Annotated in this window: 13 protein-coding genes; 11 read left to right on the top strand and 2 right to left on the bottom strand. The window is 69.2% G+C overall.

Annotation, left to right across the window (positions count from 1 at the left end; genetic code table 11):
* Nucleotides 1–761 precede the first annotated feature (761 nt).
* Genes ARC23_RS17665 through ARC23_RS17625 form a run of 9 tightly spaced genes read left to right on the top strand, consistent with a single transcriptional unit; the run spans nt 762 to nt 13098 of the window.
* On the top strand, nt 762–2393 hold the full coding sequence (locus ARC23_RS17665) for a TldD/PmbA family protein (RefSeq protein ID WP_057498407.1): 1632 nt from the start codon (nt 762–764) through the stop codon (nt 2391–2393).
* Nucleotides 2394–2423: 30 nt separating this feature from the next.
* Nucleotides 2424–4058, top strand: coding sequence for a TldD/PmbA family protein (locus ARC23_RS17660; RefSeq protein WP_057498406.1), 1635 nt, complete (start codon nt 2424–2426; stop codon nt 4056–4058).
* Between the two features lie 21 nt (nt 4059–4079).
* A complete protein-coding gene (locus ARC23_RS17655; protein WP_057498405.1) occupies nt 4080–5414 on the top strand; it encodes a TldD/PmbA family protein in 1335 nt (444 codons plus the stop codon).
* Nucleotides 5414–6121, top strand: a complete 708-nt coding sequence (locus tag ARC23_RS17650; RefSeq protein WP_005421001.1) for a DUF4159 domain-containing protein — start codon at nt 5414–5416, stop codon at nt 6119–6121. Before ARC23_RS17655 ends, ARC23_RS17650 begins: the two co-directional genes overlap by 1 nt.
* Nucleotides 6122–6137: 16 nt before the next feature.
* Nucleotides 6138–7121 carry an AAA family ATPase gene (locus ARC23_RS17645; protein ID WP_057498404.1) on the top strand — a complete coding sequence of 328 codons (984 nt, stop codon included), beginning with the start codon at nt 6138–6140 and terminating at the stop codon, nt 7119–7121.
* 7 nt (nt 7122–7128) lie between these two features.
* Entirely contained in the window at nt 7129–8025 is an 897-nt protein-coding gene (locus tag ARC23_RS17640; protein WP_057498403.1) for a DUF58 domain-containing protein, read from the top strand.
* On the top strand, nt 8022–9143 hold the full coding sequence (locus tag ARC23_RS17635) for a BatA domain-containing protein (RefSeq protein WP_057498402.1): 1122 nt from the start codon (nt 8022–8024) through the stop codon (nt 9141–9143). The genes ARC23_RS17640 and ARC23_RS17635 overlap by 4 nt, the downstream gene beginning before the upstream one ends.
* Nucleotides 9140–11293, top strand: coding sequence for a hypothetical protein (locus ARC23_RS17630; RefSeq protein WP_057498401.1), 2154 nt, complete (start codon nt 9140–9142; stop codon nt 11291–11293). The genes ARC23_RS17635 and ARC23_RS17630 overlap by 4 nt, the downstream gene beginning before the upstream one ends.
* A complete protein-coding gene (locus ARC23_RS17625; protein ID WP_057498400.1) occupies nt 11290–13098 on the top strand; it encodes a hypothetical protein in 1809 nt (602 codons plus the stop codon). Before ARC23_RS17630 ends, ARC23_RS17625 begins: the two co-directional genes overlap by 4 nt.
* Before the next feature lie 57 nt (nt 13099–13155).
* On the opposite strand, the gene ARC23_RS17620 is transcribed toward ARC23_RS17625, so the two are convergent.
* Entirely contained in the window at nt 13156–13830 is a 675-nt protein-coding gene (locus ARC23_RS17620; protein ID WP_057498399.1) for a hypothetical protein, read from the bottom strand.
* Nucleotides 13831–13870: 40 nt separating this feature from the next.
* The gene (locus ARC23_RS17615) at nt 13871–14389 is read right to left on the bottom strand and encodes a hypothetical protein (protein ID WP_057498398.1); all 519 of its coding nucleotides are present in this window, start codon (nt 14387–14389) and stop codon (nt 13871–13873) included.
* Between the two features lie 212 nt (nt 14390–14601).
* Between ARC23_RS17615 and ARC23_RS17610 the strand changes: the two genes are divergently transcribed.
* Both ARC23_RS17610 and ARC23_RS17605 read left to right on the top strand, forming a co-directional pair.
* The gene (locus ARC23_RS17610) at nt 14602–17091 is read left to right on the top strand and encodes a DEAD/DEAH box helicase (protein ID WP_057498397.1); all 2490 of its coding nucleotides are present in this window, start codon (nt 14602–14604) and stop codon (nt 17089–17091) included.
* Nucleotides 17088–18128: a ribonuclease H-like domain-containing protein gene (locus tag ARC23_RS17605; RefSeq protein ID WP_057498396.1), complete on the top strand. Its 1041-nt coding sequence runs from the start codon at nt 17088–17090 to the stop codon at nt 18126–18128. The genes ARC23_RS17610 and ARC23_RS17605 overlap by 4 nt, the downstream gene beginning before the upstream one ends.
* The last annotated feature ends 40 nt before the right edge of the window (nt 18129–18168 follow it).

Genomic DNA, 18168 nt, shown 5'->3' with positions numbered 1-18168 from the left:
CGGCGCTGTGCCGGCATCCAGCGCCGCCAGGCACCGGTCCAGCGCGGCGTCGTCCAAGCACAGCGGCAACAACACGATCGCCCCCATCCCGCCCCCGTGGGTGGCGGTGGCCACAGCCTAGCACTGGGAGAGTATCGGCCGGGTTGCACCCGGCACCTGCTTCAGGCCAAGAGCAACAGCAACAGCCGAAGCAGAGGCTGGGTTCCGTGGGTTTGGCGGGGTGGGTCGGGTTGCGGGGGGCGCCGTAAATACGTCCATGTAGGCTCGGTCGCCGCATCCATGCGGCTCACGCCCCCGCAACCGGACCCACCCCGCCTTCGACAGTTTCCTGTGGTCTGTTGGAACGACCGTGGGGTCGGATCCGTTTTCCGCAGGAAAACGGATCCGACCCCAGATTCATTTCGATGTCTGACAGATGTGTCGACCAAGGTCGACACCTACCAAAACAGCCGTGGAGATCTGTCGAAGGTGGGGCGGTGTCGGATTGCGGGGTGTCAGCCGCATGGATGCGGCTGCCAAGCCTACACGGACGTACTTGCGGCGTCCCCGCAATCCGACATCGCCCCGCCATCCCACGGAATGCCGCTCTGGCTCTGGCTTTGGCCGTTGCATTGAGCAGGTGCAGGGCGCAGCCCTGCCGAAACACCCCCAACCATGACTGCAGTCACTTGCCCGGATGCCCCGCGCTGGCGAAAGTCGAGAAGTTGACGTGATCGGTCCGGCCCGTTGCCAACCGCACGCAAGCGAGAGAGAGAAACGCTGTGCAACGACGTGAGTTCCTGGCTTTTTCCGGTCTGGGCCTGGCGGGCCTGCTGCTGCCGCATTCCCGTGCCATCGCTGCCGAGCAGCTGCTCGCCCCGGTCGATACCGCCCAGCGCAGGCGCCTGGCGGACGTGGCGCTCGCCGCCGCGCGCAGCGCCAAGGCCAGCTACTGCGATGTGCGCATCGGCCGCTACCTCAACCAGTCGGTCATCACCCGCGAGCATCAGGTCGGCAATGTGACCAACCGCGAATCGTCCGGGGTGGGCGTGCGGGTGATCGTCAACGGTGCCTGGGGCTTCGCTGCAACCCATCAGCAGACCGAAGCCGCCGTGCGCGCTGCGGTCGAGCAGGCGGCGGCCATCGCCCGCGCCAACGCTGGCATCCAGACCCGGCCGGTGCAGCTGGCACCGACGCCGCCGGTGGGTGAGGTGCGCTGGCAGACGCCCGTCCGCAGGAATGCGATGGCGGTGCCGATCCAGGACAAGGTCGAGCTGCTGCTGGCGCTCAATGCCGCCGCGCTGAATGCGGGCGCCGATTACATCAATTCCACCCTGTTCCTGGTCAACGAGCAGAAGTACTTCGCCTCCAGCGATGGCTCGTTCATCGACCAGGACATCCACCGCATCTGGCTGCCGTTCACCGCCACCGCCATCGACAAGGCCAGCGGCAGGTTCCGCACCCGCGCCGGCCTGTCCTCGCCGATGGGCATGGGCTATGAGTTCCTCGATGGCGATGCGCGCGGCAAGGTGCACCTGCCCGGTGGCATCACCGCCTACCGCGATTCCTATGATCCGGTCGAGGACGCCATCGCCGCGGCCCGCCACGCCCGCGAGAAACTGAAGGCGCCGTCGGTGAAGCCCGGCAGGTACGACCTGGTGCTGGATCCTTCCAACCTGTTCCTGACCATCCACGAGAACGTCGGCCACCCGCTGGAGCTGGACCGCGTACTCGGCTACGAAGCCAACTACGCCGGCACCAGCTTCGCCACCCTGGACAAGCGCGATGCCGGCTTCCGCTGGGGCAGCGACATCGTCACCTTCTTCGCCGACAAGACCCAGCCGGGCAGCCTCGGCGCCGTCGGCTACGACGATGAAGGGGTGAAGACGCAGCGCTGGGACCTGGTGCGCGACGGCATCCTGGTCGACTACCAGGCCACCCGCGACGAGGCCCATATCCTCGGCCGCGATGCATCGCATGGCTGCAGCTACGCCGACTCCTGGTCCAGCGTGCAGTTCCAGCGCATGGCCAACGTCTCGCTGGCACCGGGCAAGCAGCCGCTCAGCGTGGAGGACATGATCAAGGACGTGGAAAACGGCATCTGGATCCACGGCCGCGGTTCGTACTCGATCGACCAGCAGCGCTACAACGCGCAGTTCGGTGGCCAGCTGTACTACCAGATCAAGGACGGCAAGATTACCGGCATGGTCGAGGATGCGGCCTACCAGATCCGCACGCCGGAGTTCTGGAACGCCTGTACCGCCATCTGCGACGAGCGCGATTTCCGCCTCGGCGGTTCGTTCTTCGATGGCAAGGGCCAGCCGGGCCAGGTCTCGGCGGTATCGCACGGTTCGTCCACCACCCGCTTCAACGGCATCAACATCATCAACACCGCGCGCAGCCTCGGCGCATGAGCCACCCATCCTTCGACATGGAGAGCAGCCTTGCAAAGACGTGACTTCCTGGCCCTGACCGGGCTTACCGCGGGCGGGCTGATCGTGCCCTCCTTCTTCGGCAAGGCGATCGCCGCCGAGCAGCTGCAGTCCAGCCTCGACCCGGCGCTGAAGAAGCGCCTGGCCGACGCCGCGCTGCAGGCCGCACGCAGCGCCGGCGCCACCTACTGCGATGTGCGCATCGGCCGCTACCTGCGCCAGTTCGTGATCACCCGCGAAGACAAGGTGCAGAACGTGGTGAACACCGAGTCGACCGGTGTGGGCATCCGCGTGATCGTCAATGGCGCGTGGGGCTTTGCTGCCACCAACGCGCTGAGCACCGCCGACGTGGCCCGCGCCGCGCAGCAGGCCGCAGCGATCGCCAAGGCCAATGCCGGCGTGCAGACCGCGCCGGTGCAGCTGGCCAAGGCGCCGGGCGTGGGCGAGGTGAGCTGGCGCACGCCGATCCGCAAGAATGCGATGGAGGTGCCGATCAAGGACAAGGTCGGCCTGCTGCTGGACGTCAATGCCGCGGCAATGGGCGCCGGTGCCAGCTTCGTCAACTCGATGCTGTTCCTGGTCAACGAACAGAAGTACTTCGCCTCCACCGACGGCTCCTACATCGACCAGGACGTGCACCGCATCTGGGCACCGATGACGGTCACCGCCATCGACAAGGCCAGCGGCAAGTTCCGCACCCGCGAAGGACTGTCCGCGCCGATGGGCCTGGGCTACGAATACCTGGACGGCGCTGCCAGCGGCAAGGTGCTCACGCCCAACGGCGTGGTGAACTACGGTTCGTCCTACGACATGAAGGAAGACGCCATCGCGGCGGCCAAGCAGGCGCAGGAAAAGCTGAAGGCGCCGTCGGTCAAGCCCGGCAAGTACGACCTGGTGCTCGACCCGTCGCATACCTGGCTGACCATCCACGAGTCGATCGGCCATCCGCTGGAGCTGGACCGCGTGCTCGGCTACGAGGCCAACTACGCCGGCACCAGCTTCGCCACCCTGGACAAGCGCGAGCAGCGTTTCCAGTACGGCAGCGAGCTGGTCAACATCTTCGCCGACAAGACCCAGCCGGGCAGTCTGGGCGCGGTCGCGTATGACGACGAAGGCGTGAAGTGCAAGCGCTGGGACCTGATCAGCGACGGCAAGCTGGTGGATTACCAGACCATCCGCGACCAGGCCCACATCCTCGGCAAGACCGAGTCCGATGGCTGCTGCTACGCCGATTCGTGGTCCAGCGTGCAGTTCCAGCGCATGGCCAACGTGTCGATGGCGCCGGGCAAGAAGCCGCTGAGCGTGCCGGACCTGATCAAGGACGTGGAGAACGGCATCTACATCATCGGTGACGGCTCGTTCTCGATCGACCAGCAGCGTTACAACGCGCAGTTCGGCGGGCAGCTGTTCTACGAGATCAAGAACGGCCAGATCACCCGCATGCTGGAAGACGTGGCCTACCAGATCCGCACGCCGGAATTCTGGAATGCCTGCACCGCCGTGGCCGATGAGCGCGACTACCGCCTGGGCGGTTCGTTCTTCGACGGCAAGGGCCAGCCGGGCCAGGTCTCGGCGGTCTCGCACGGTTCGTCGACCGCGCGCTTCAACGGCATCAACGTCATCAACACCGCACGCAGCCTCGGCTGACCGGTCAGGAGCCCTTACACCATGAGTATCTTCACCGAAGCCCAGGCCAAGGCCATCCTCGACAAGGTCATCGCCCTGTCCAAGGCCGACGAGTGCACCGCCGTGCTGGCCGGCGCGATCAGCGGCAACATCCGTTTTGCGTTGAACAATGTTTCCACCAGCGGGATTGTCGACAACACCGAACTGGCCGTCACCGTGGCCTTCGGCAAGCGCGTCGGCACCGCCTCGATCAACGAGTTCGACGATGCTGCGCTGGAACGCGTGGTGCGCCGTGCCGAAGACCTGGCCCGCCTGGCCCCGGAGAACCCGGAGTTCATGCCGGCCATCGGCAAGCAGAGCTACCGCGCCAGCCCCACCTTCAGCGAATCCACCGCCGCGATCGACCCGGCCTTCCGCGCCAGGGTCGCCGCCGATTCGATCGCGCCGTGCCGTGGCAACGGGCTCATTGCCGCCGGCTTCCTCGAGGACGGCCAGGGCTTCCAGGCCACCGCCAACAGCAACGGCAACTTCGCCTACCAGCGCACCACCAACTTCGATTACACCTGCACCGTGCGCACCGAAGACGGCCGCGGCTCGGGCTGGGTCGGCCGCAACCTGAAGGATGCCGCCGACTTCAAGGCCGAGCAGGACATCCGCATCGCCATGCGCAAGGCCACTGAATCGGCCGAAGCCAAGGCGCTGGAGCCGGGCAAGTACACGGTCATCCTGGAGCCGGCCGCGGCCGCGGGCCTGATCAGCTTCATGATGAATTTCTTCAGCGCCCGCTCGGCCGACGAGGGGCGCAGCTTCCTGTCCAAGAAGGGCGGCGGCAACAAGCTGGGCGAGCAGGTCTACGACCCGCGCGTGACCATGTTCGCCGACCCGTGGCATCCGGAGGCGCCGGTGCTGCCGTGGGACAACGAAGGCCTGCCGCGCGAACGCATGGCCATCATCGAGAACGGCAGGATCGCCAACCTGGACTACTCGCGCTTCTGGGCGCAGAAGCAGGGCAAGACCGCCAAGGCTACGCCGGGCAACCTGCTGATGAGCGGCGGCGAGAAGAGCACCGCCGAGCTGGTGCGCGGCACCCAGAAGGGCATCCTGGTCACCCGCACCTGGTACATCCGCATGGTCGACCCGCAGACCGTGCTGCTGACCGGCCTGACCCGCGACGGCACCTTCTACATCGAGAACGGCCAGATCAAGCACCCGGTGAAGAACTTCCGCTTCAACGAGTCGCCGGTGATCATGCTCAACAACATCGAAGAGCTGGGCAAGCCGGTGCGCGTGGCCGGTGATGAGTCCAGCTTCGTGATGATGATCCCGCCGATGAAGCTGCGCGATTTCACCTTCACTTCGCTGTCTGACGCGGTCTGATGGATCGCCGGGCCTGCCTGCGCTGGCTGGCCGCTGCCGCTTCGGCGGCGGCGTTGCCGGCCTGGGCGCAGGCAGGCCCGCGCAGTTCGCGCTACGACTTCTGGTTCACCCGCCTGCAGTACGACTCCGGTGACTGGGACGTCGACGCGCGCATGCCGTCCAACCTGATCACCTCGCTGATCGACTACACCTCGCTGCGGGTGGATCCGCAGGAACATGTGGTGGCGCTGGCCGATCCGCGCATGCTGGAAGCACCGTTCTGCTACCTGGCCGGGCACACGCTGGTGGAGTTCAATGCCGCCGAGCGGCAGAACTTCGTGCGTTACGTGCGCAATGGCGGCTTCGTCTTCGTCGACGACTGCAACCATGACATCGACGGCCTGTTCGCCACCTCGTTCGAGGCGCAGATGGGCCGCCTGTTCGGGCCCAAGGCCTTGCAGAAGCTGCCCAACAGCCACGCGCTGTACCGCAGTTTCTTCCGCTTCCCCGACGGCCCGCCCGCCACCAGCTTCGAGCTCAACGGCTGGGGCGACGACCTGGTGCACGACTACCTGAAGGGCATCGAGGTCGACGGCCGCCTGGGCCTGCTGTACAGCAACAAGGATTACGGCTGCGAGTGGGACTACGACTGGCGCAACAAGCGTTTCCTGGCCGAAGACAACACCCGCTTCGGCGTCAACATCGTGATGTACGCGTTGAACAATTGATAGGACCTGCACGCCCATGACCAGCCCCGACCTCGATTCCCTGCTGCCGCGCCTGGATGAGCTGCGCACCGCGCTCGCACGCGCCGTGGTGGGCCAGCACACGGTGGTGGAGCAGCTGCTGATCGGCCTGCTGGCCGGCGGCCACTGCCTGCTGGAAGGTGCGCCCGGGCTCGGCAAGACCCTGCTGGTGCGCTCACTCGGCCAGGCACTGGAGCTGCAGTTCCGGCGCGTGCAGTTCACCCCGGACCTGATGCCCAGCGACATCCTCGGCACCGAGCTGCTGGAGGAAGACCACGGCACCGGCCATCGTCATTTCCGCTTCCAGCAGGGCCCGGTCTTCACCCACCTGCTGCTCGCCGACGAACTCAACCGCACCCCGCCCAAGACCCAGGCCGCCCTGCTGGAAGCCATGCAGGAACGCACGGTCAGCTACGCCGGCACCACTTACGCGTTGCCCGCGCCGTTCTTCGTGCTGGCCACGCAGAACCCGATCGAGCAGGCCGGCACCTACCCGCTGCCGGAAGCACAGCTGGACCGCTTCCTGCTGCACGTGCTGGTGGATTACCCCAGCGAGGACGAGGAGCGGCAGATCCTGGAGCAGACCACCGGCGGTGCCACCGATGCGGTGCCGAAGGTGATGGACGCCGAAGCGGTGATCGCACTGCAGGGCGCGGTGCGCCAGGTGCACGTCAGCCCCGATGTGCTGGCCTGGATCACCCGCCTGGTGCGTGCCAGTCGGCCGGGCCACGGCGCACCGGCGGCGATCAACCAGTGGGTGAAGTGGGGCGCCGGCCCGCGTGCCGGGCAGTCGCTGGTGCTGGCGGCGAAGGCACGCGCGTTGCTGCAGGGCCGCTTCGCCGCCACGCGCGAGGATGTGCAGGCGCTGGCCGCACCGGTGATGCGCCATCGCCTGCTGCTGTCGTTCGCCGCCGAGGCCGAGCAGAAGCGTGCCGACGACGTGGTCGCCGCGCTGCTGCAGGCCGTGCCGTTCCCGGGTTGAGCCACGCGTGAACGCAGGTACGCCGTTGACCCTGCCACCGGAACTGCGTGCGCGCCTGCGCCTGCTGCGCCTGCGGCCGCGCCTGGCCAGCGGTGCAAGCGGCATCGGCCAGCACGCCAGCCGCAGCCGCGGTGCCGGCCTGGAGTTCGCCCAGTACCGTGCCTACGAACCGGGTGACGAACTGCGCCAGATCGACTGGAAGCTGTATGCACGCTCGGACCGCTTCTTCGTGCGCGAGTCCGAACGCGAAAGCCCGATCACGGTCTGGCTGCTGCTCGATGCCACCGCCTCGGCCGGCCAGGCTGATCGCGCGGCACCGCAGCGCACGCGCCTGGAGCACATGCGTGGCGTGGCCGCGTGCCTGGTTGAACTGGCCCTGCAACAGGGTGATCGCTTCGGCCTGCTGGCGATCAATGGCGATGGCCTGCAACTGGTGCCGGCCGCGAGCGGTGCGCGCCAGCGCGACCGTGTGTATCTGCAACTGCACGCCCTGCAGGCGCGCGGCGCCTGGCCTGCGGCCGATCACCTGCGCCCGCTGTGGGAGCGCGTGCGCCCGGGCGACCTGCTGCTGGCAATCGGTGATGGCTTCGACGACGCTGGCATCGTGCTGCTGGAACAACTGGCCAGCGCGCGCCGCGAAGTGGCACTGCTGCAGATCCTCACCGCCGACGAGCGCGACTTCCCGTTCGATGCAGGCCATCGCTTCCGCGACCCGGAAACCGGCGAGGAACTGCTGGGCGATGGCGCGGCGATCCGCGCCGACTACCTGCAGCGCTTCGCTGACGCGCGCAGTGCATTGCGTGCGCGCCTGCAGGCCAGCGGCATCGCCAGTGCCACCGGCTGGCTCGACCAGCCTCTGGACCAGGCACTACAGGGGTTGTTCGGCCGCGGAGGCCCGGCATGAACCTGTTGTTTCCGCTGGGGCTGGCTGCCCTTGCCGCCTGGCTGCTGCCGCTGCTGATCCACCTCGCCCGTCGCCATCCGTATACGCCGCTGGATTTCGCCGCACTGCGCTGGCTGCGCGCACAGATCCGGCCGCGCCAGCGCATCCGCTTCGATGATTGGCCGTTGCTGCTGGTGCGCATGTTGCTGCTGGCCGCGCTGGCGCTGTTGCTGGCGCGGCCTGCGTTGACCGGTCCTGCGCCGGTCCCCGCTGCATGGACGGTGGTCGCGCCGGGCCTGGACGGCGCCGCACTGCGCGGCAACGCCGCTGCTGGCAACTGGCACTGGCTGGCGCCCGGGTTCCCTTCCATCGAACAAGCGCCGGCACCCGGCCAGGCAACGTTGCCCAGCCTGCTGCGCGAGCTGGACGCACGGCTGCCTGCCGGTACCGCGTTGACCGTGCATGTGCCCGATCCGCTGCCCGGCCTGGAGGGTGCCCGCCTGCTGCTGTCACGCGACGTGCAATGGAAAACCCACCCGCTCGCGGTCACCGCCGCGCAGGTTGCGCCAACACCGCCGCGATTGCGCGTGCCTGCCGATGCTTCCAGCGCCGTCCGGTATTGGCTGGACGCGCTGCAGCGGGCCTGGGGCGCGCAGGTGCCGCCGGCACCGTTGGCGGCCGGCGCCCTGCCCGAACGCGGCGAGATCGGCGCCTGGGGCCGCGACGATGCGCTGTCGCCCCCCTGGCAGGCGTGGCTGCACGCGGGCGGCACGGTGCTGACGGCCGCCAAGCCACTGCCAGAGGCCGCTGTACTGCTGCGCAGCCCTGAAGGCACACCGCTGCTGTGGCAGCAACGCATCGGCCACGGCCGCCTGCTGTCATTGCCCGGCGACTGGAGCGTCGCCAGCAACGCCGCGCTGCGCGATCCCGCGCTGCCGCGTTCGCTGCTACTGGTGCTGCAGCCGCCGCCGCCACCGCGTCTGGGCGATGCGGCAGACCACGCACCGCAGCGCGCGGCATTGCCCGCGGCAACACCTCCGCTGCGTGAACCCACCGCCTGGCTGGCGGTGCTGATCGTGCTGCTGTTCGCGCTGGAACGCTGGATGGCCAGCAGCGCCCGCCGCAGGGTGCCTGCATGAGTACCCTGCAGCACGCCTGGCAGCGCGCGCGACGACGACGCGCGCTCATCACTCTGCTGCTGGGCCTGCCCTGGGCAGTGGCCGCCACGGTGCTGGCCCTGCGCCTGGCCGGCTTCGACATCGCCTGTGTGGTCGGCACGGTCAGCCTGCTCGCCTGTGCGGCGCTGGCCACTGCCCGCGCCCGCCGGCTGGACCGGCAGTGGCTGCAACGCCAGCTCGACGGCAGCGGTGCCAGCGAGGACAGTGCCGATCTGCTGTTCGCCGATACCGCTACGCTCAATCCGCTGCAGCGTCGCCAGCGCACGCATGTGCTGGCGACACTGGAACATGCAATGCCGGAGCTTCGCCCGCGCTGGCCGCGCACAGCGCTGGCCGTGTGCTGGACCGCAGGCCTGGCCATCGCGTTGCTGGCTCTGGGCTGGCCACGCTCGGGCAGCGGCCCCGGCGCCGCTGCATCGGTGGTGCCGGGCACCTCCGTGCCCGCCGGCCCGTTGCGCCTGCAGTCGAGCCGCCTGCGCATCGACGCACCGGCCTATACCGGCCAGGCCACGCTCACCCGCAATGCGCTGGATGCCAAGGTGGCCGCCGACAGCCGCCTGTCCTGGTCGCTGCGCTTCGACCGTGCGCCGAGCAAGGCGTGGTTGCAGTTCCACGATGGTCGCCGCCTGCCGCTGCGCGAGCGCGACGGCCACTGGCTGGCACAGGACGTGGCACGTGCACCGGTGCTGTACCGCGTGGTCAGCGAGCCGGCGCTGGCCGAGACCCGCCTGCATCGGCTGGACGTGGTGGCCGATCGCGCGCCCAGCGTGCGCGTACTGGAACCGGCCGCCAGCCTGGTGCTGGGCACGCCCGGGCAACGGCAATGGGCGCTGCGCTTCGAGGCCAACGACGATTACGGCGTGGCCGTACAGGCACTCCTGTCGATCACCACCACCCAGGGCAGCGGCGAAAACATCACCTTCCTCAAGCGCCGTGTCAGCCTCACCGGCAGTGGCGAGCCAACCGCACGGCGCTTCGCGCATACCCTCGATCTGGCCGCGCTGGGCGCGCAGCCCGGCAACGATGTGATCGCCCAGCTGGAGGTGCGCGACAACCACTCGCCCGTAGCGCAGGTGGGACGCAGCAGCAGCGTGATCCTGCGCCTGCCCAGTGCCGAAGTGGCACTCGGCGCCGAGCTGGAAGGCCGCATCAAGAAGACGCTGCCCGCCTACTTCCGCAGCCAGCGCCAGATCATCATCGATGCCGAGGCGTTGATCCGCCAGCAGCGCAGCCTGGGCGCCGAGGACTTCGTGAAGCGCAGCGACGCGATCGGTGTCGACCAGCGCATCCTGCGCCTGCGCTACGGCCAGTTCCTGGGCGAGGAAAGCGAAGGTGCGCCGAAGCCACCGCCGACCAGCGACCTGCCCACCAGCGATACGCCCACCGCAGACCGTCATGACGACGATCACGACCATGACGCAGGCGGCGGTGCGCACGACGACCATGGCCACGATCATGGCGGCAACGCTGACGCGCCGCCGGTATTCGGCAGCGCCACCGATGTGCTGTCCGAATACGGCCACACCCACGACCACGCCGAGGCGGCCACCCTGCTCGATCCGCAGACGCGCGCTACGTTGAAGGCGGCGCTGGACCAGATGTGGTCGGCCGAAGGCGAGCTGCGCCAGGGCCGCCCGCAGCAGGCACTGCCGTTCGCGTACAAGGCGTTGGGCTTCATCAAGCAGGTGCAGCAGGCCGAACGCATCTACCTGGCGCGGGTCGGGCCGGAGCTGCCACCCATCGATGAAAGCCGCCGGCTGGGCGGTGATCGCGCCGGGCTGGCCAGCCGTGAACTGCCGTTGGCCGCGCGCACCCCGCCGGATCCGGTCATCGTTGAAGCCTGGCAGCGCCTCGGTGATGACAACAGCGCACCGGATCTCGATGCGCTCGCGGCCTGGCAGCAGCGCAACGCCGCCTACCTGCCCGACGCACTGGACCTGGCCGCCGCCATCGAACAGCTGCGCATCGAGCCTGGTTGCGGCGATTGCCGCCAGCGCCTGCGCGCGCAGTTGTGGCGGGCACTGCAGCGACCGTTGCCGCAGGTGATGCGGCGCAATGCAACCGATGCGATGGGGCAGCGGTATCTGGACGCGCTGGAGGCGCAACCATGAACGCCTCCGGCCTGAACCTGTGGATCGCGCTGGCACTGGCCCTGGTCGTGGCCATCGCCAGCGTGCGCCAGCTACGTGGACGCACGGTGCATCGTGGTCGCCCGTGGATCGTTGTTGGCGTGCAGGTCGTGGCTGCAACGTTGCTGTACGTCTGCCTGGTGCCGCCGACCCATCAGCGACCCGCTGCTGGCCTGGTGGTGCTCAGCGCCGAGGCCGCCAGGGCCGGTGCACTGCCGGCCAGCGACGGCCCGCTGCTGCTGTTGCCGGAGGCGGCCCACGTGGCAGGCGGCCAGCGCGTGCCCGATCTGGCCACCGCGCTGCGCCAGCATCCTGCATCCACCCTGACCCTGGTGGGTGCCGGCCTCACCGCGCGTGACCGCGACGCGGGGCTGCCCGGCAACGTGCGCTGGCAGCCAGCGCCCGCACCGCGCGGCTGGATCGCGCTGCAGCCCCCGGCCGATGTCGCCCCGGGCGCGCGCTTCGAGGTGCAGGCGCAGGTGCGCGGCGTGGCGAACGCCCGGGCAGAACTGCTGGACCCGGCCGGCAGCGTGGTTGATCGCGCAGACGTGGCCGGCGATGGCGGCGTGCGGCTCAGTGGTGTCGCCCGCGCCGAAGGCCGCAGTGTGTTCCGCCTGCGCCTGCTCGATGCCGGCGGGCACGTGGTGGACACCGTACCGGTGCCGCAGCAGACGTTGCCCGCCGCACCGCTGCGCCTGCTGGTACGCGCCAGCGCGCCCGGGCCGGAACTGAAGTACCTGCGCCGTTGGGCCGCCGATGCCGGTATCCGCGTGCAGGTGCAGGCCGAGACCGGCGCCGGTCTCAGCGTGGGCGATGGCGCGGTGCCGCTGGATGCGGCCTCACTGGCGCGCGCCGACCTGCTGCTGCTGGACGAACGCAGCCTGGCGGCCCTGAGCGCGGGCCAGATGGCCGGCGTGCGCCAGGCCTTGCGCGATGGGCTGGGCGTGCTGGTCCGCAGTGCCGGCGCACCGCCGGCCGCGGCGCGCCAACGCCTGCGTGACCTGGGCCTGCCGCTGCTGGGCGACGGCAGCAGCCGCACTCTTGAACTTGCGGGCGACGGCGACAGCACGATGCTGGCCGCACGGCGTGGCCCGCTCGCCGCCGGTACGCTGCCGACCCGCGACGGCGAGGACGCCGACCGCAGCTCGCGCAGTGCCGCCCTGCCCGCGCTGGAAGCACTGGCGTTGCAGGCACCGGGCAGCCACGCTCTGCTGCTGGACCGTGGCGGCAACACCGTCGGCGGCTGGCGCGCGGTCGGCAAGGGCCGCATCGGCCTGCTGCCTCTGACCGACAGCTGGCGCTGGGTGCTGGCCGGGCGCGATGACCGCCACGGCGAACTCTGGAGCGGCGTGGTGGCCACCTTGGCACGCGCGCAGAGCACCGCAGATGCACTGTGGTCACCGCAGGCGATTGCCTGGGCAGGCGAACGACAGGCGCTGTGCGGGGTCCAGGCGCCGCTGCAGGCCTTCAACGAACGCGGCGACGGTGTTCCACTGCGGGTGGATGGCACGACGTCGGCGCTGCGCTGCGCCGGCTGGTGGCCGCGCGAAGCAGGCTGGCAGCGCCTGCGCCATGGCGACAGCACTGTCTGGCGCTATGTGTTCGACCCGAAGCAGGCACCAGCGCTGCATCGGCAGGCGATGACCGATGCGACCACGCAGGCGCTGGCGTCGCGCACGCCGGCCGACACCTCGGTCATGCAGCCGGTCGCGGGCTCGCGCTGGCCCTGGTGGCTGGCCTTCGTGCTGTGTGCCGCGCTGCTGTGGTGGCTGGAGCGGCGGCGCTGACCCGGGTCGGATCCCGTCGCCCGCGAAAGGGCGCTGACCCCATCCCTCATGCGTCCTTCAGCGTTTCCCCGCGCGCCGATACACACCGTTGAAGCGCACGTTCATGCCTCCGCATTCGCTGTTGTCGGCCACGATCAGCACCTCACCCAGCGAATGCACGCGCACCTTGCAGGTGTCCTCGACAAACTCGACGTCGGCACCACGCGGCGTCGCTCGCGCTTCCACCTGGCCCATGTTCGGCCCATAGGGGCGCTGCTCCGGCGTGGGGTTGGCGGAGGGCCAGTAGGCGTCGCCTTCCACATGCAGCTGCCCGCCCTGCACGGTGATGCGCAGGCCGTTGTCGCCGTCTTCCCAGTGGCCCGCCCAGTCCTGCAGCGCCGGTACAACCACCGGCAGCGGCTGCAGCTTGCTGCGGTCCACCCAGCCCGCACTGCCGCCCACCTTGTTCGGGAAGAACGCGCAGCGGTAACGCCCCAGATCGCGGCCGGTCACCACGGTATCGCCGTTGACCACATAGCCGCGCTGGCGGCACGCCGGTTCGCCCTTGGCGGGGCAGCCGTCCATGTCGCCGAGCAGGTACAGGCGCGGTGCATCGACCACGCGTGCCAGCGCGAACCGGCTCTGTTCGGAGGGGAATGCGCCATTGCGGCAGGCGCCCTCACCGGCGATGCCGGCAGCAAAGGCGGACGCGGGCAGCACTGCAGCCAGCAGGCAGAACGAACGCAGGAACATGGCAGCGCTACCGGTTGAGGAACCGGCAGGATATACCGGCCTACTTCACCGGAGGCGGGTCGCAGCCGTCCTGCTGCTGGCAGAAACGCAGCGCACGCTGCTGCTGTTCGGCACTGAGCTCCGGCGGTGGCCGGGCGATGGCGGACTGGATCTGGTCGGGGCCACCGGTGAGCTTGTTCAGGCCCCGGCCCGCCGCCAGCACGCCCTTGACCACACCCATCATGATGTAGCCGCCACCCATGCTGACCTGCTCCGGCGACGGTGGCTCGCTCCAGTCGCGGCTGAAGCGGTTGTCGCCGAACTTCACCGGGTTCTTGAAGCGGTAAAGGTCCAGCGGCTCGTCATCGGGCTTGAGCGCACGCACTTCGCCGAGGGTGGTCACGTTGTCCTGCGGCAAGGCGCTGGAGACCGGCGCGGTGGTTGCAGCCGGTGGATCTGCAGGGGGAGCCGGCGCAGGATCGGGCGCCGCTATCGAAGTGGCCTGCTGTGCCTGCGCGATGCCCGCCAGCAGCATGCTGGCCAGGAGTGCTCCCTGCGTTCCACGTCGTGCCACAGCCATCCACCCTGTTGGTTGCGTCCAGCGCCCAAGGATACGGATGCCGGCTTCAGATTTCGTTGCTGCACTGGCAGCTGTTCAGCCAAGGGAGATGCGGCGATGCCACGGGGCACGGGCACTGAACGGTTCACGCCCTCCGTGTGCGATGTCTCACATCCTGAGACGTGGATGTGGTGCCATGTGACCCCTCGCAATCCGTCCCGGCTCCATCTTCCATGGCTTACGAACTCGCCAAGCGCACCGCCGATGCCGAGCAGAAGCTCGCCACCCGCGATGGCCTGCCCGCCCGCGATGGCGCCCTGCTCAGCGCGCGCCTGCAGCGCCGCTACCAGGACCGCATCACCGGCAGCTTTGCCATTCCTGGCCGCGAAGGGCGCTACGCGCCGATTCCCGCGTCGGTGCCGCCGGCGCTGGCCGCCGCGCTGAGGGCGCGTGGCATCGAACAGCTCTACAGCCACCAGGCCGAGGCGTGGGAGGCCAGCCAGCGCGGCGAACATGTGGCCATCGTCACCCCCACCGCCAGCGGCAAGTCGCTGTGCTACACCCTGCCGGTAGTCAGCGCGGCGATGCAGGACAAGGCCAAGGCGCTGTACCTGTTCCCGACCAAGGCGCTGGCCCAGGACCAGGTGGCCGAGCTGCTGGAACTCAACCGCGCCGGCGATCTGGGGGTGAAGGCCTTCACCTTCGATGGCGACACCCCCGGCGACGCGCGCCAGGCCATCCGCCTGCACGGCGACATCGTGGTCTCCAACCCGGACATGCTGCACCAGGCGATCCTGCCGCATCACACCAAGTGGGCACAGTTCTTCGAGAACCTGCGCTACATCGTCATCGACGAGGTGCATACCTATCGCGGCGTGTTCGGCAGCCATGTCACCAACGTGCTGCGCCGGCTCAAGCGCATCTGCGCGTTCTACGGCGTGCAACCGCAGTTCATCCTGTGCTCGGCCACCATCGGCAACCCGCAGGCACATGCCGAGGCGCTGATCGAGGCGCCGGTCACCGCCATCACCGAATCCGGCGCGCCCAGCGGCCCCAAGCAGGTACTGCTGTGGAACCCGCCGGTGATCAATCCGGACCTGGGCCTGCGTGCCTCGGCGCGTTCGCAGAGCAACCGCATCGCCCGCATCGCGATCAAGTCCGGGCTGAAGACCCTGGTGTTCGCGCAGACCCGGTTGATGGTGGAAGTGCTGACCAAGTACCTGAAGGACATTTTCGACCACGATCCGCGCAAGCCACCGCGCATCCGCGCCTACCGTGGTGGCTACCTGCCCACCGAGCGCCGCGAGACCGAGCGCGCGATGCGCGCCGGCAACATCGACGGCATCGTCAGCACCTCGGCGCTGGAACTGGGCGTGGATATCGGCAGCCTGGACGTGGTCATCCTCAATGGCTATCCCGGCAGCGTGGCCGCCACCTGGCAGCGCTTCGGCCGCGCCGGCCGCCGCCAGCAGCCCGCGCTGGGGGTGATGGTGGCCAGTTCGCAGCCGCTGGACCAGTACGTGGTGCGGCATCCGGATTTCTTCGCCGAGGCCTCGCCCGAGCATGCACGCATCGCGCCGGACCAGCCGCTGATCCTGTTCGACCACATCCGCTGCGCCGCGTTCGAGCTGCCGTTCCGGGTCGGCGATGGCTTCGGCCCGATCGACCCGGAAGTGTTCCTGGAAGCGCTGGCCGAGACCGAGGTGATCCACCGCGAAGGCGAGCGCTGGGAATGGATCGCCGACAGCTACCCGGCCAACGCGGTCAGCCTGCGCGCGGTGGCCGACGGCAACTTCGTGGTGGTCGACCGCAGCGATGGCCGCCAGCAGATCATCGCCGAGGTCGACTACTCCGCCGCCGCGCTCACCCTGTACGAAGGCGCCATCCACATGGTGCAGTCCACCCCGTACCAGGTGGAGACGCTGGACTGGGACGGGCGCAAGGCCTACGTCACCCGCACCCACGTGGACTACTACACCGACAGCATCGACTTCACCAAGCTCAAGGTGCTGGACCGTTTCGACGGCAGCGTGGCCGGCCGTGGCGATTCGCACCATGGCGAAGTGCACGTGGTGCGGCGCGTGGCCGGCTACAAGAAGATCCGCTACTACACCCACGAGAACATCGGCTACGGGCCGGTGAACCTGCCTGACCAGGAACTGCACACCACGGCGGTCTGGTGGCAGCTGCCGCAGGCCCTGCTGCTGCGCGCGTTCGCCAGCAAGCAGGATGCGCTCGATGGCTTCCTCGGCGCCGCCTACGCGTTGCACATCGTCGCCACCGTGGCGGTGATGGCCGATGCACGCGACCTGCAGAAGTCGGTGGGCAACGGCGATGGCTCCTGGTTCGCGATCGCCGACCAGACCGGTCGCGGCCAGCTGCGCGGCGGCGAGGGCGATCCCGGCGCGGTGGAACTGCTGCAGGAATTCGTGCCCACCGTGTACCTGTACGACAACTTCCCCGGCGGCGTCGGCCTCAGCGAACCGCTGTGGCAGCGCCAGGCCGAACTCGTGCAGCGTGCGCGTGAACTGGTGCAGCGCTGCGACTGCAAGGCCGGCTGCCCCGCCTGCGTCGGCCCGGTACTGGCTGCGCAGGAAGAGGATGAGACCTCACCGCGTGCGCTGGCGTTGCGCGTGCTCGACCTGTTCGACGCCGAAGCGTGCCAGCATGTACCCGATGTGGTGGTGACCGTGCGTGACCCGATGGAGCTGCTGGCACCGTGAGCCTGAGCCTGGACAAGCTGCGCCTGCTTCGGAAGCAGGCCGGTGACCCGAAGGCGAGCACGCCGGCCACGCCCGAGCCACCGCCCACGGCAGCGGCCCCCATGGCTGCCAACGATGCACGGCAGCCGCCCGCCGAGCGCTCGGTGTTTGCCTGGGTGGAACAGGAAATCCGCCACAAGCCGACGGGCGCTGCCGCCCCCACATCCGTGCCGGCCCCGCTGCGGCGGCCGGAGGTGGGCAGCCTGCACCGCCTGCTTGGCCTGCGCACACGCGGTGGTGCCGCGCCCGCGCGCGCCAGCGCGCAGGACCGGCAACTGCCTGGCGAAGAAATCGCACCGGGCCTGTTCCTGATCGAATCGCTGCAGCCACAACCGATTCCGGCGCAGCCGCTGTCGCTGGATTTCGCCCGCCGTGAAGGCCAGCACGTGGCCGCGCGCGACCTGCTGTTCTTCGATACCGAAACCACCGGGCTGGCCGGCGGCACCGGCACCCGCGCCTTCATGATCGGCGCCGCCGACTGGCACGTGTGCCCGCAGCGTGGCGAAGGCCTGCGCATCCGCCAGCTGCTGATGTCCACGATGGCTGCCGAGGATGCGATGCTGGCCGCCTTCGCCCGCTGGCTGCAGCCGTCCACCGTGTTCTGCAGCTACAACGGCCGCAGCTATGACGCACCGCTGCTGAAAGCGCGCTACCGGCTGGCCCGCCAGCCCGACCCGATCAGCGCGCTGGACCACCTCGACCTGCTCTACCCCACGCGCCGCCGTTATCGCGGCAGCTGGGACAACTGCAAGCTGTCCACCATCGAGCGCCAGCTGCTGCGCGTGGTGCGCGAGGACGACCTGCCGGGCTCCGAAGCGCCCGGCGCGTGGCTGCGTTTCCTGAGCGGCGGCGACGCGGTGAACCTGCGCCGGGTGGCCGAGCACAACCACCAGGACGTGGTGACCCTGGCCCTGCTGTTGCAGCGACTGGTACACGAGGAGCAACGCGAGCGCGAGACCCTGGCGCTGGTCCAGCCCCAGGGCGTTGACACGCCCTGACGGTGGCAGCGGTGACACTGCCGCCACCATCCCTGCCTGG

Origin of the sequence: Stenotrophomonas beteli (genome assembly GCF_001431665.1) — a bacterium.
Lineage (GTDB): Bacteria > Pseudomonadota > Gammaproteobacteria > Xanthomonadales > Xanthomonadaceae > Stenotrophomonas > Stenotrophomonas beteli.
This window is presented reverse-complemented; position numbering and strand designations above follow the sequence as displayed.

Coding starts and splice junctions, on each gene's coding strand:
- ARC23_RS17655 (WP_057498405.1), top strand. CDS start 4,080: ATGAGTATCTTCACCGAAGCCCAGGCCAAGGCCATCCTCGACAAGGTC.
- ARC23_RS17650 (WP_005421001.1), top strand. CDS start 5,414: ATGGATCGCCGGGCCTGCCTGCGCTGGCTGGCCGCTGCCGCTTCGGCG.
- ARC23_RS17645 (WP_057498404.1), top strand. CDS start 6,138: ATGACCAGCCCCGACCTCGATTCCCTGCTGCCGCGCCTGGATGAGCTG.
- ARC23_RS17635 (WP_057498402.1), top strand. CDS start 8,022: ATGAACCTGTTGTTTCCGCTGGGGCTGGCTGCCCTTGCCGCCTGGCTG.
- ARC23_RS17630 (WP_057498401.1), top strand. CDS start 9,140: ATGAGTACCCTGCAGCACGCCTGGCAGCGCGCGCGACGACGACGCGCG.
- ARC23_RS17625 (WP_057498400.1), top strand. CDS start 11,290: ATGAACGCCTCCGGCCTGAACCTGTGGATCGCGCTGGCACTGGCCCTG.
- ARC23_RS17620 (WP_057498399.1), bottom strand. CDS start 13,830: ATGTTCCTGCGTTCGTTCTGCCTGCTGGCTGCAGTGCTGCCCGCGTCC.
- ARC23_RS17615 (WP_057498398.1), bottom strand. CDS start 14,389: ATGGCTGTGGCACGACGTGGAACGCAGGGAGCACTCCTGGCCAGCATG.
- ARC23_RS17610 (WP_057498397.1), top strand. CDS start 14,602: ATGGCTTACGAACTCGCCAAGCGCACCGCCGATGCCGAGCAGAAGCTC.